This is a genomic window from Pseudomonas sp. H3_E07 (genome assembly GCF_054668895.1).
The window spans coordinates 1327479-1340167 of sequence record NZ_CP162795.1 but is presented as its reverse complement, the minus strand read 5'-3'; the positions used below and the strand labels follow the sequence as shown (position 1 = coordinate 1340167).

Sequence of the window (12689 nt, the reverse complement as noted above, 5' to 3'; positions counted from 1 at the left end):
TATCGGGATGACGTCCCAGCGTACCCGCGAACGCTTGATCCAGCGCCTTTACGAAGAGGGCTTGTCCAACGCCCAGGTGCTGGAAGTGATCCGGCGCACGCCTCGGCACCTGTTTGTCGATGAAGCCCTGGCTCATCGTGCCTACGAAGACACGGCGCTGCCCATCGGCCACAACCAGACCATCTCCCAGCCTTACATGGTGGCGCGCATGAGCGAGCTATTGCTGGCGGCGGGTCCATTGGACAAGGTGCTGGAAATCGGCACCGGCTCCGGCTACCAGACCGCCGTGCTGGCACAACTGGTGGAGCGGGTGTTCTCGGTCGAGCGCATCAAGGTGCTGCAAGACCGTGCCAAGGAGCGTCTGGTGGAGTTGAACCTGCGCAACGTGGTGTTCCGCTGGGGTGATGGCTGGGAAGGCTGGCCGGCGCTGGCGCCGTACAACGGCATCATCGTGACCGCCGTGGCCACCGATGTGCCCCAGGCGTTGCTCGATCAACTCGCTCCGGGTGGGCGTCTGGTCATCCCGGTGGGCTCCGGTGAAGTGCAACAATTGATGCTCATTATCCGTGAGGAAGAAGGCTTTTCCCGGCACGTACTGGGCGCCGTGCGCTTCGTGCCGCTGCTCAATGGCCCGCTGGCCTGATCATTTGTTCGCAGGCAGTGAATTCTGTTGGCGCGGATGTGTCTTACGGCGGGGTCTATCGAGTCAACATGATCGGGCGCCGGCATTAAACACGATGAATGTTTCGTTTCAGTCGTATGCCGGTAAAAAGCCAATGCCCAGTTATACTTGCGTCATATTTCAAGCCTGATACAGGCGTTCATATTCAGCCACCACAAAGGGAGCGGCGGGTGAGTCTCACAGGTCTTGCGCAGCGTATGAGTAAAACAAGCTTTCATCGACTGGTGCTTGGCCTCGTCTTCAGTTCCGTGTTGGTCGGGTGCTCCAGCTCGCCAAGCAGCGGCGCACGGGTGGTTGACCGTAACAATGCGGTACCGCAAAAGCCGACGGTGACCACCGGGCAATACGTGGTGCGCAAGGGCGATACGATGTTCTCGATCGCCTTCCGTTATGGCTGGGATTACAAGGCGCTTGCAGCTCGTAACAATATTCCCGTGCCCTACACGATACATCCGGGTCAGACGATTCGTTTCGACGGCCGCACCGGTTCGACCCCTACGACAGTTGTGACAAACACCGGATCTTCGCCGTCGTCTTCGAGCAAAACCACCATTATCACTAGGCCTGCAGGTACCGCCAAACCGGCGTCTGCGGCCAAGCCGGCACCCGCGCCGTTGCCGCCTGCCGGGCCTGCGCCGACCGGTTGGGGATGGCCCTCGAACGGCGTGTTGATTGGAAAATTCTCTTCAAACGGTAGTTTGAATAAAGGCATTGATATCGCCGGGGATTTGGGACAGCCTGTTTTAGCTGCGTCTGATGGGACAGTGGTGTACGCCGGGAGTGGTTTACGGGGCTACGGCGAGCTGGTCATCATCAAACACAGTGATACCTACGTCAGTGCTTACGGCCACAACCGTAGGCTGTTGGTTCGGGAGGGGCAGCAGGTCAAGGTCGGACAGACAATTGCTGAAATGGGGTCAACTGGTACAGACCGGGTGAAACTGCACTTTGAGATTCGCCGCCAAGGGAAGCCTGTAGATCCTCTGCAATTCCTACCCCGTCGTTGATGTGTTGCACAGCCTGTTCCCTCACGTAGAAGGAACAGGCTCCAGCGTTGCCAAGGATAAAGGCGCCGCTTGAGCTTGAGGTCGAACTCACCAAAGGACTATAACAATGGCTCTCAGTAAAGAAGCGCCGGAGTTTGACATCGACGATGAGGTTCTCCTTATGGAGGCCGGTATCGATACGGAATCGATGTCGAATGAGGGACCAGCTGTACCTTCAGTTCGCACCAAATCCAAGAACGCCACCGCATTAAAGCAACACAAGTACATTGACTACACGCGGGCGCTCGATGCGACCCAGCTGTACCTCAATGAAATCGGTTTTTCCCCTCTGCTTACCCCCGAAGAAGAAGTCCATTTTGCGCGCTTGTCGCAAAAGGGCGATCCGGCTGGGCGCAAGCGCATGATTGAAAGCAACCTGCGCCTGGTGGTGAAAATCGCCCGACGCTATGTCAATCGTGGGCTGTCCCTGTTGGACTTGATCGAGGAAGGCAACCTGGGCTTGATCCGGGCGGTGGAGAAGTTCGACCCTGAGCGGGGCTTCCGCTTTTCAACCTATGCCACCTGGTGGATTCGCCAGACCATCGAACGGGCGATCATGAATCAGACCCGCACGATCCGGTTGCCGATCCATGTGGTCAAGGAGCTCAACGTCTACCTGCGGGCGGCACGTGAGCTTACCCAAAAACTCGATCATGAACCTTCGCCCGAAGAAATCGCCAACCTGCTGGAAAAACCGGTAGGGGAGGTCAAGCGCATGCTGGGTCTCAATGAGCGGGTGTCTTCGGTCGATGTCTCGCTGGGTCCGGATTCGGATAAAACCCTGCTGGACACCCTGACGGATGATCGTCCTACCGATCCTTGCGAGCTGTTGCAGGACGATGATCTTTCCCAAAGCATTGACCAGTGGCTGTCGGAACTCACGGACAAGCAGCGTGAGGTGGTGATTCGCCGCTTCGGCCTGCGCGGCCATGAGAGCAGCACCCTGGAAGACGTAGGCCTGGAGATCGGCCTGACCCGTGAGCGGGTGCGGCAGATCCAGGTGGAGGGGCTCAAGCGTCTGCGTGAGATCCTCGAGAAGAATGGCTTGTCGAGTGAGTCGTTGTTTCAATAGACGACGCAGGACCCAATGTGGGAGCGGGCTTGCTCGCGAAGGCGATGGATCAGTCAGTACATCTGTAACTGACGCACCGCCTTCGCGAGCAAGCCCGCTCCCACATTTTTTTGTGCTCGGCCATTACATCGCAAGCAGCACCGAATGACAGGCATAAAAAAAACCCGCTTTTAAGGGCGGGGTCTTTTCGACTAAGTCAGTACAAGTTAGATAACTCCTGGAGATCGGCCTGACCGGTGAGCGGATGCGGCAGATCCAGGTGGAGGGGCTCAAGCGTCTGCGTGAGATCCTCGAGAAGAATGGCTTGTCGAGTGAGTCGTTGTTTCAATAAGCGACGCAGGACCCAATGTGGGAGCGGGCTTGCTCGCGAAGGCGATGGATCAGTCAGTACATCTGTAACTGACGCACCGCCTTCGCGAGCAAGCCCGCTCCCACATTTTTTTGTGCTCGGCCATTACATCGCAAGCAGCACCGAATGACAGGCATAAAAAAAAACCCGCTTTTAAGGGCGGGGTCTTTCGACTAAGTCAGTACAAGTTAGATAACTCCTGGAGATCGGCCTGACCGGTGAGCGGGTGCGGCAGATCCAGGTGGAGGGGCTCAAGCGTCTGCGTGAGATCCTCGAGAAGAATGGCTTGTCGAGTGAGTCGTTGTTTCAATAGACGACGCAGGACGCAATGTGGGAGCGGGCTTGCTCGCGAAGGCGATGGATCAGTCAGTACATCTGTGACTGACGCACCGCATTCGCGAGCAAGCCCGCTCCCACATTTTTTTGTGCTCGGCCATTACATCGCAAGCAGCACCGAATGACAGGCATAAAAAAACCCCGCTTTTAAGGGCGGGGTCTTTTCGACTAAGTCAGTACAAGTTAGATAACTTGAACTTCTTCAGCTTGCATGCCTTTCTGACCGCGGGTAGCGATGAAAGAAACCTGTTGGCCTTCTTTCAGGCTTTTGAAGCCGTCGGATTGGATAGCTTTGAAGTGAACGAACAGGTCGTCACCGGATTGTGGAGTGATGAAGCCGAAGCCTTTTTCATCGTTGAACCACTTAACGGTACCAGTTTGGCGATTAGACATGGTGTATCTCCTTGGACAAAGTTAACTGCGACTCAGGAAAAGCCCTGGCCGAGACTGAGTGCAAAGAGCAGGAAAAATTCTTGGAGATGGTTGGATCGAAATTCAACATATCGTGTAGAGATTCTCAGTGACACAAGCAGCACAGTGGCGCCACCTTAACCCTTTTTCCGGGACGTGCCAATGATATTTCCGAAGGTTTCTCCAAATTCGTGACTGGCGGTGGTATTTCTGCTCACTGGCATGCCCATACATATCCCGGCCCCGCTAGCTGCGGCTTATGGCAGGCGGCGCATTCGTCAAGAAAAGGCCCGCGGCCTTTGAACCCCAACGCCGGCCCCGGTAAGATGCCCCACAGAATTTTTCCACCTCGCTATTCAGGACACACGCCATGAGCATCAAATCGGACAAGTGGATTCGCCGCATGGCGCAGGAACACGGCATGATCGAACCGTTCGTCGAGCGCCAGATCCGTGGCCAAGGCGATGCACCGGTGATTTCCTACGGCGTTTCCAGCTACGGCTACGATGTGCGCTGCGCCGATGAGTTCAAGGTGTTCACCAACATCAATTCAGCGATTGTCGATCCAAAGAACTTCGACGAAAAGAGCTTCGTCGACGTCAAGAGCGACGTGTGCATCATTCCGCCGAACTCCTTCGCCCTGGCGCGCACCGTGGAATTCTTCCGTATTCCCCGCGACGTGCTGACCATCTGCCTGGGTAAAAGCACTTATGCGCGTTGCGGCATCATCGTCAACGTGACTCCGCTTGAACCCGAGTGGGAGGGCCACGTGACCCTGGAATTCTCCAACACCACCACGCTGCCGGCGAAAATCTACGCCAACGAAGGCGTGGCACAGATGCTGTTCCTGCAGTCCGATGAAGCCTGTGAAGTGTCCTACAAAGACCGTGCAGGCAAGTATCAGGGCCAGCGCGGCGTCACCCTCCCACGCGCTTGATCGAAAGCTCCTACGCGCAAAGGGAATTAGTCTGCATAAAGTGACTCTATCTAGGTGTACTGCCTCGGCACGTGTAAAACGCGCCGAGCCACGCTTGAGGAGTACCTTATGAAGATCGACCCGCGAATCAGCGCAGAACTTGCCCGGCTTGAACCCAATCAGATTGGCGTTCTGGCCTGGTCCCTGATGGCCGATCCTGCTTATGCGGGCGGCATCCCCGGCCAACCCGAGCCGGATTACCCACAACCTACCGAACCTGGTGAGCCGACATTGCCGGACGAGCCACCACCCGCACCGGTTGCCTGATCCCTAGCCCACTGGCCAGACGTCATGATCGCCAATCACATAGATTTGGCGGTCATTGTCCTGTTCCACCCCATGCCCGCCGGTAAATGCGCCGAACGCCGGCAGCAGGCTGACTCGGACGCCGATCACAAAGCACGGCAAACGTAAGCTCTGCCGACCCTTGCCGCGTAATCGATACACCGGATGCACATGCCCCGCCAGCACGTGGTGGCTGGGATGGGCGTCAGGTTCGTGCTGCAGGGCAAAAGGGCCTATCAGCAGCGGCTCTGTGACCACGTTTATGTTCAGGTCCTCGGGCGGGTCGCCTGCGCGTTTATCGTGATTGCCGCGAATCAAGGTCATGGGCAGGTCAGGATTGAGGGCTCGCCAGCTTCTCAATGCGCCCAGCGTGCCGCTGGCGTGCGAGCCCGGGCCGTGCAGGAAGTCGCCAAGAAAGATCACCTGCGTGCAGGGCAGCGCCGAGAGCAACCGATCCAGGCGCTGCAGGTTTTCCGTGGTGGTCCCTTGCGGCACCGGTTGTCCCAGGCTGCGATACGCCGAGGCCTTACCGAAATGTGCATCGGCGATCATCAGGCATTGGCGCGCTGGCCAGTAGACAGCCTTGTCCGCCAGCAGCCACAGCTCCTCACCCTCTAGCTCCACCGTGCACAGCATCAGCGTTTCCCGTTGTCCGCGACTTTTTCCAGGTCCTTGACCATCCGTGCGATGCGCTCCGAGAGTTTTTCCGAACTCATGCTTTCGCGCATCCGTTCAACCAGCAATGGGAAGGCCAGGGGCGTGGGCCGCTGGATCCGATGCAACTCCAGTTTCAGCGCGCAAAGATGGCGTAACGTTTGTTCCAGTCGACGAATGTCCAGCTCATCGCGCAGGACTTCTTCGCCGGCCTGGGTCAGCAACAGGTTCTGCGGGTCATATTGCTTGAACACCTCAAAGAACAACCCACTGGACGCCTGCACCTGCCGGGTACTTTTGGGGGCGCCCGGATACCCGGCAAACACCAGCCCGGCGATCCGTGCGATCTCGCGAAAACGACGCAGGGCCAGTTCCCCGGCATTCAGGCTGGCCACCACGTCTTCCAGCAAATGTTCAGGGCTCAGTAGTGCTTCATTCAGCAATGCCGGCCAATTCACTTCAGTGGCACTCAACAGCTCCAGTCCATAATCATTGACTGCAATCGAGAAGGTGACGGCCTGCCCCTGGCTCACACGCCACGCCAACAGGCTCGCCAGCCCCAAATGCACCTGGCGTCCGGCAAAGGGATAGAGAAACAGGTGCCAGCCTTCCCGTGCCTTCAGCGCTTCGGCCAGCAGGTGTTCGCGCGTCGGCAAGCCGGACCAGCGCACCTGCGTCTGCAACAATGGGCGTACCGCCTGCATCTCCGGCCCCTCGAAGTGCCCCTGAGCCGCTGCATCAAAGCGCTCTACAACCGCTTGCGCCAGCTCGTTGGAAAGCGGCATGCGCCCGCCATTCCAGCGTGGCACGGCAGCTTTTTTCGCGTTGCTGCGGCGCACATAGGCCGTCATGTTTTCTACCCTCACCAGCTCAAGCAGGCGGCCGGCGAACAGGAAGCCATCTCCCGGCTTCAGCCGGGCAATAAACCCTTCCTCGACACTGCCAAGGTTCTTGCCACCTCCGCCTTTGCTCCAGAATTTCAGATGGATGCTCGCATCACTGACGATCGTGCCCACGCTCATTCGGTGACGCCGTGCCAGCCGGGCATCCGGGACACGCCAGATGCCGTGCTCGTCTGGTTCCACGCGGCGGTAATCCGGATAGGCGGTCAACGACAGCCCACCATGACGCACAAAACCTAGAGCCCAGGCCCAGTCTTCATCCGTCAGGTCGTGGTAGGCCCAGGCACCCCGCACTTCCACCAATAAGTCGTCGGGCTTGTAGCCGCCGCCCAATGCCATGCTGACCAAGTGCTGTACGAGTACATCCAAAGGCTTGTAAGGCGATTCCCGTGCTTCGATACGCCGTTGCGCAATCGCATCTTGAGCGGCGGCAGCTTCCACCAGCTCCAGGCTGTGGGTCGGCACCAGCGTCACCCGCGACGGCCGTCCTGGCGCATGCCCCGAGCGACCGGCGCGTTGCATCAAACGCGCCACGCCTTTGGCCGAGCCGATCTGCAGCACGCGTTCCACCGGCAGGAAGTCCACCCCCAGGTCCAGGCTCGAGGTGCACACCACTGCCTTGAGCTGGCCGTCTTTCAAGGCCCGCTCCACCCAGTCACGGGTCTCTCGGGACAGCGAGCCATGGTGCAGCGCAATCACCCCGGCCCAATCGGGGCGTGCGTCCAGCAACGCCTGAAACCAGATCTCCGACTGCGCCCGTGTATTGGTAAACACCAGGCAACTGCTGCTGGCGTCCACTTCAGCCACTACCTGGGGCAACATCTTCAAACCGATATGCCCGGCCCACGGAAAGCGTTCAGTCACAGGTGGCAACAACGTATCGATGATCAACTGTTTAGCCGTTTGCCCCTGCACATTGATCCCGTCACCTTGTGGGACCAAGACTTCCAGCGCGTGAGCTTGATTACCCAAGGTCGCCGAAATCCCCCATACCATCAAATCAGGGTGCCAGCGCCGCAGTCGCGCCAGTGCCAATTGCAGTTGCACACCGCGTTTATTGCCAATCAGCTCATGCCATTCATCCACCACCACCATGCGCAGGTGCGCAAGACTCACTTCGCTGTCGGCGCGGGCGAGCATCAGCGTGAGGCTTTCCGGGGTGGTGACCAGTACGGTGGGCTGGCGCCGGGTCTGGCGTGCGCGCTCGCTGCTGCTGGTGTCGCCAGTGCGCAGGCCGACACTCCAGGGAATCTGTAACGTCTCAAGCGGGGCTTCAAGGGCGCGGGCGGTGTCGGCGGCCAGCGCACGCATGGGCGTGATCCACAACACCGTCAGCGGCTCAGCGGGCGGTTTGCGTTTAGCGGTAACAGGCGGGCGAGCGATGGCGAAGCGATTGAGGGCGGCGAACCACAGCGCATAGGTTTTACCCGCACCGGTGCTGGCGTGCAGCAACCCCGATTGACCGCTCTTGACCGCCGCCCATACCTCTTTCTGAAAGGCAAACGGCTTCCAGCCTTTGGCGGCAAACCAGCGTTTGGCGAAATCGGTGGCTTTTGCCATGGGGCGGCTGACACTCTGGAAGGCCTATTCCACAGACCCTCCAGAGCGACCAAAGGTTTACTTCAAATTGCCACTCAAGAACTGCTGCAAGCGCTCGCTCTTCGGATTGCCCAGCACCTCTTCCGGCGGACCTTGCTCTTCCACCAGCCCCTGGTGCAGGAACAACACCTGGCTGGACACTTTGCGTGCAAAGCTCATTTCGTGGGTGACCATGATCATGGTGCGGCCTTCCTCGGCCAACCCCTGGATCACCTTCAACACTTCGCCCACCAGCTCCGGGTCGAGGGCAGAGGTGGGCTCGTCGAACAGCATCACTTCCGGTTCCATGGCCAAGGCGCGGGCGATGGCGACGCGCTGTTGCTGGCCGCCGGAGAGGAACGCCGGGTATTGATCGGCCACGCGTGCGGGCAGGCCCACCTTGTCCAAGTAACGACGGGCGCGGTCTTCGGCGTCCTTCTTGCTGCACCCCAGCACCCGGCGCGGGGCCATGGTGATGTTCTCCAGCACGCTCATATGGCTCCACAGGTTGAAGTGCTGGAACACCATGGCCAGGCGCGTACGCAGGCGCTGTAATTCGGCGTCATCAGCCACGCGCATGCCGTGTCTGTCGCTGACCATGCGGATCGGCTGGCCGTCGAGGGTCATGGCGCCGTCGTTGGGGGTTTCCAGGAAGTTGATGCAGCGCAAAAAGGTGCTCTTGCCCGAGCCGCTGGCGCCGATCAGGCTGATCACGTCACCGGTCTTGGCCTTGAGCGAAACACCTTTGAGCACCTCATTGTCGCCATAGCTTTTATGCAGGCCTTCAACGGTCAATTTGTACATGGGGCGTGCATCCTCAAGGCGAAAGTAGATAGCCGCTGCGGTAGGCCTCGGTGCCTGCGACATGGGCGATTACCATCCCGGCAGTGGCCATGCGGCGCAGCGAACGGGCGTAGAGCAGGCCGGCATTGCGGCAATGCACGGGCGTTACGCGGTCGGAAAGGGGGTCGATGATTTCAGCGATCAGTTGTCCGGCTTCCAGGTATTCACCCGGCAGGGCGCAAAATACCAGCAGGCCGCCCACAGGCGTTGCCACGGGTTCAACACCCGCCAGCGGTGTGGCCGGGTAAGGCAGGTCGGGCAGCGGTGCAACGTCACCGGCGATGGCGCCGAAGTGGATCAGGTAATCGATGATCGCCTGGCAGTCGAGGGCGGCCAGGCCGTGGTTGACGTCACCTTGGCCACGCAGTTCGACGGTGACCGAAAAACTGCCCATGGGGATCGGGAAGCGCTCACCGAAGCGTTGCTGCAACTGCCACCACACCAGGGTGAAACACTCATCGAAGGACTGCCCGCCGGAGTCGGTCGCCAGCAGATTGGCCTGCGAACCGATGTAACGCGCCAACGGCTCCACCTGCGGCCAGGCCTCGGGCGTGGTGTACAAGTGCGCCACGGCTTCGAAGTCGCAATGCAGGTCCAGCACCATATCGGCATTGCACGCCAGGCGTTGCAAGACCAGGCGCTGGGAGTGCAATTGGGTCTCAGCGCTTTGCGCGGCGAGGGCGGTAGACAGTGCCGCGCGGATCAACTCGACGTTGTGCTGGGGATCGTCCCCAAGCAGGTCCTCGACTTGATTACCCACCGCTTCACTGAGGTCGACAAACAGACGATTGAAGTTCTGCCCGCTTTCCAGCTCGTAGCGGCCCAGGGGAATATCCATCAGCACCTGTTCCAGGCCCGCGGGGTTGGCAATGGGCACCAGCACAATCTCGCTGCGCAGGCGACCAGCCGCCGCCAGTTCAGCCAGTCGCACCTTGAGGTGCCAAGCCACCAGCATGCCCGGCAGCTCGTCGGCATGCAGTGACGACTGAATGTAGATTTTGCCCGCGGCCTGATCCGGGCCGAAGTGAAAACTGTGAATCTGCCGCGCCGTTCCTGGCACCGGCGCGATCAGTTCATGGACTTGATGTCGCATGAAAGCTCCTGAACATAAAAAACGGCTTAATGGCTCGGCCCGAGGAAGGCCAGCCAGCGACGCTCCGCCAACCGGAACAGACCGACCAGGGCAAAGGTCACGGTCAGGTAGATCAGCGCAGCGATACCGAAGGATTGAAAGGTCATAAAGGTGGCCGAGTTGGCATCCCGCGCCACTTTGAGGATGTCTGGAATCGTCGCGGTGAAGGCCACCGTGGTCGAGTGCAGCATCAGGATCACTTCATTACTGTAGTACGGTAGCGAGCGACGCAACGCCGACGGCATGATCACGTAGGCGTAGAGCTTCCACCCGCTCAAGCCGTAGGCCTTGGCCGCTTCGACCTCACCATGGGCCATGCTGCGGATCGCCCCGGCGAAAATCTCCGTGGTGTAGGCGCAGGTGTTGAGGGCGAAGGCCAGGATGGTGCAGTTCATCGCGTCGCGGAAGAACGCATCCAGCAACGGCTGTTCGCGCACGGCGGCAATGCTGTAGATGCCGGTGTAGCAGATCAGCAGTTGGATGTAGAGCGGCGTGCCCCGGAACAGGTAGGTGTAGAACTGCACTGGCCAACGCACCAGGCGCTTGCGCGACACGCGGGCGATGGACAACGGGATCGACACCAGGAAGCCAATGACCAAGGCGGTGGTGAGCAACCACATGGTCATGGCGAGGCCGGTGATGTGCTGGCCGTCGCTATAAAGGAAGGGGCGCCAGTATTCCTGCAAGAGTTCGATCATCGCACGGCCTCCCGGGCGCCAGCGGAGTAGCGACGTTCAAGGCGGCGCAAGACGAAGTTGGACGCGCTGGTGATCAACAGGTAGATCAATGCCGCGAGTACCAGGAAGTAAAACAGCTGATAGGTGCTCTTGCCGGCATCCTGGGCGGCCTTGACCAGGTCGGCCAGGCCGATGATCGACACCAGGGCCGTGGCCTTGAGCATCACCATCCAGTTATTGCCGATACCCGGCAGGGCAAAGCGCATCATCTGCGGGAAGGTCACGTAGCGAAACCGCTGGCCGCGCTTGAGCCCATAGGCCGTGGCGGCTTCCAGCTGACCACGCGGCACCGCGAGGATTGCGCCGCGGAAAGTCTCGGTGAAGTACGCACCGTAGATAAACCCGAGCGTGATCACCCCGGCGCTGAAGGGGTCGATCTCGATGTATTCCCATTCCATGAAGTCGGTGAGGCCGGTCAGCCAAGTTTGCAGGCTGTAGAAAATCAGCAGCATCAGCACCAGGTCGGGCACACCGCGGATCAGCGTGGTGTAGAGCTGGGCGGGAATGCGCAGGAAGGGCAGGCTGGACAGTTTGGCGCTGGCGCCGAGCAGGCCCAGCAACACGCTGACGGCCAGGGACAGCACCGACAACTTGATAGTCATCCAGGTGCCTTGCAGCAACAGCGGGCCGAAACCCTTCAGGCTGAGCGCGCTCAGGCCGAGGGTTTGCAACAGTTCTTCGAACATAAATCGGGACCTATGGCGATAAAAAAGCGCCCCTCCAGGGGAGGGGCGCTCCAGGCATTACTTGCCGCTGTACAGGTTCAGATCGCCAAAGTGTTTCTTCTGAATGGTGGCGTAGGTGCCATCATCGTGTAACGCTTTGATACCTTTATCCAAAAGCGCCTTCAGTTCAGTGTTACCTTTTTTGATACCGATCGCGGTTTTCGACGGCAGCAGCGGGTCGTCAATCGCCGCGCTGACTTCATAACCGGCACCGGCCGGCGACTTCAGGAAGCCCAGCTCGGCTTGCAGCATGTCCTGCACAGAAGCGTCGAGACGGCCGGAGGTCAGGTCGGCATACACCTGGTCCTGGTTGGCGTAGGCCTTGGTGGTCACGCCGGCTTTATCCAGTACGGCCTTGGCATAGGCTTCCTGGATGGTGCCTTGCTCGTAGCCCACAGACTTGCCCTTGAGGGACTCAGGCGTCGAGTAGCCTGCGCCTTTCTTGAACACCAACGAAGTAGGGCCGGAGAACAGTTCGCTGGAGAAGTCGATGGCCTTCTCGCGCACTGGGGTCACGGTCATGGACGAAATCACGCCATCGAATTTGTTGGCTTTCAGGCCTGGAATCATGCCGTCGAAGTCACTTTCTACCCACTTGCACTTCACTTTCAGCTCGGCGCAGATCGCATTGCCCAGGTCGATATCGAAGCCTACCAGGCTGCCGTCGGCGGCCTTGGACTCGAACGGTGCGTAGGACGGATCGACACCAAAACGCAATTCCTTGTATTCCTTGGCCAGCGCGGAACCGGCGGCCATGCACAGGGCCAGTGCAGAAAGGGTCAGCAATGCTTTTTTCATTATGTAATCCCTGGAAACCAAGATAAGCGCTTGTGGCGCGTTTAGGACTGTTACTGAACGGTGTCAGACGGATCACAAGTAGCAATTTCTGCACCATAGTTCCGAATGAGCGTTTTAAAAGGTGAGACAAGGAAGAAGTGAGTGTAGGAGATGCCCGAAAATG

At 59.2% G+C, this 12689-nt stretch carries 13 protein-coding genes and 2 pseudogenes; 7 read left to right on the top strand and 8 right to left on the bottom strand.

The annotated features are described in order from the left end of the window. Positions 1 to 7: 7 nt before the first annotated feature. From AB4O08_RS06110 to AB4O08_RS06090, 5 genes and pseudogenes are all read left to right on the top strand, one after another. Positions 8 to 643 (top strand): protein-L-isoaspartate(D-aspartate) O-methyltransferase, encoded by a 636-nt coding sequence (locus AB4O08_RS06110; RefSeq protein WP_010212427.1) that lies wholly within the window; start codon positions 8 to 10, stop codon positions 641 to 643. 209 nt (positions 644 to 852) lie between these two features. Next, entirely contained in the window at positions 853 to 1689 is an 837-nt protein-coding gene (locus AB4O08_RS06105; RefSeq protein ID WP_021492420.1) for a peptidoglycan DD-metalloendopeptidase family protein, read from the top strand. A 106-nt stretch (positions 1690 to 1795) separates the two neighbouring features. Then, positions 1796 to 2800: an RNA polymerase sigma factor RpoS gene (gene rpoS / locus AB4O08_RS06100; protein WP_042570670.1), complete on the top strand. Its 1005-nt coding sequence runs from the start codon at positions 1796 to 1798 to the stop codon at positions 2798 to 2800. 220 nt (positions 2801 to 3020) lie between these two features. Continuing rightward, positions 3021 to 3131 (top strand): annotated as a pseudogene (locus AB4O08_RS06095) (RNA polymerase sigma factor RpoS); the annotation flags it as partial. Between the two features lie 220 nt (positions 3132 to 3351). Then, positions 3352 to 3462: pseudogene (locus tag AB4O08_RS06090) on the top strand (RNA polymerase sigma factor RpoS); the annotation flags it as partial. A gap of 206 nt (positions 3463 to 3668) precedes the next feature. Here the strand turns inward: AB4O08_RS06090 and AB4O08_RS06085 are convergent. Then, the gene (locus AB4O08_RS06085) at positions 3669 to 3878 is read right to left on the bottom strand and encodes a cold-shock protein (protein ID WP_002554837.1); all 210 of its coding nucleotides are present in this window, start codon (positions 3876 to 3878) and stop codon (positions 3669 to 3671) included. A 388-nt stretch (positions 3879 to 4266) separates the two neighbouring features. Here AB4O08_RS06085 and dcd point away from each other — a divergent pair, with 388 nt between their 5' ends. Next, positions 4267 to 4833: a dCTP deaminase gene (gene dcd, locus AB4O08_RS06080; RefSeq protein ID WP_010212421.1), complete on the top strand. Its 567-nt coding sequence runs from the start codon at positions 4267 to 4269 to the stop codon at positions 4831 to 4833. Between the two features lie 108 nt (positions 4834 to 4941). After that, on the top strand, positions 4942 to 5139 hold the full coding sequence (locus AB4O08_RS06075; protein WP_010212420.1) for a hypothetical protein: 198 nt from the start codon (positions 4942 to 4944) through the stop codon (positions 5137 to 5139). A 3-nt stretch (positions 5140 to 5142) separates the two neighbouring features. On the opposite strand, the gene pdeM is transcribed toward AB4O08_RS06075, so the two are convergent. From pdeM to AB4O08_RS06040, 7 genes are read right to left on the bottom strand one after another with little or no spacing between them, the layout of a single operon-like run. Then, positions 5143 to 5793 (bottom strand): ligase-associated DNA damage response endonuclease PdeM, encoded by a 651-nt coding sequence (gene pdeM, locus AB4O08_RS06070; protein ID WP_010212418.1) that lies wholly within the window; start codon positions 5791 to 5793, stop codon positions 5143 to 5145. Continuing rightward, positions 5793 to 8273, bottom strand: a complete 2481-nt coding sequence (locus tag AB4O08_RS06065; protein ID WP_460114755.1) for a ligase-associated DNA damage response DEXH box helicase — start codon at positions 8271 to 8273, stop codon at positions 5793 to 5795. Before AB4O08_RS06065 ends, pdeM begins: the two co-directional genes overlap by 1 nt. 57 nt (positions 8274 to 8330) lie before the next feature. Further along, positions 8331 to 9095, bottom strand: a complete 765-nt coding sequence (locus AB4O08_RS06060) for an ABC transporter ATP-binding protein (RefSeq protein WP_010212416.1) — start codon at positions 9093 to 9095, stop codon at positions 8331 to 8333. A gap of 13 nt (positions 9096 to 9108) precedes the next feature. Further along, positions 9109 to 10227: a succinylglutamate desuccinylase/aspartoacylase family protein gene (locus AB4O08_RS06055; RefSeq protein WP_021492417.1), complete on the bottom strand. Its 1119-nt coding sequence runs from the start codon at positions 10225 to 10227 to the stop codon at positions 9109 to 9111. Positions 10228 to 10253: 26 nt separating this feature from the next. Beyond that, a complete protein-coding gene (locus AB4O08_RS06050; RefSeq protein WP_044286733.1) occupies positions 10254 to 10964 on the bottom strand; it encodes an ABC transporter permease in 711 nt (236 codons plus the stop codon). Then, complete coding sequence (locus AB4O08_RS06045; RefSeq protein WP_010212412.1) at positions 10961 to 11689, bottom strand: ABC transporter permease; 729 nt, start codon at positions 11687 to 11689, stop codon at positions 10961 to 10963. The genes AB4O08_RS06050 and AB4O08_RS06045 overlap by 4 nt, the downstream gene beginning before the upstream one ends. 57 nt (positions 11690 to 11746) lie before the next feature. Next, positions 11747 to 12526 (bottom strand): transporter substrate-binding domain-containing protein, encoded by a 780-nt coding sequence (locus AB4O08_RS06040; RefSeq protein WP_021492416.1) that lies wholly within the window; start codon positions 12524 to 12526, stop codon positions 11747 to 11749. Positions 12527 to 12689: the final 163 nt, after the last annotated feature.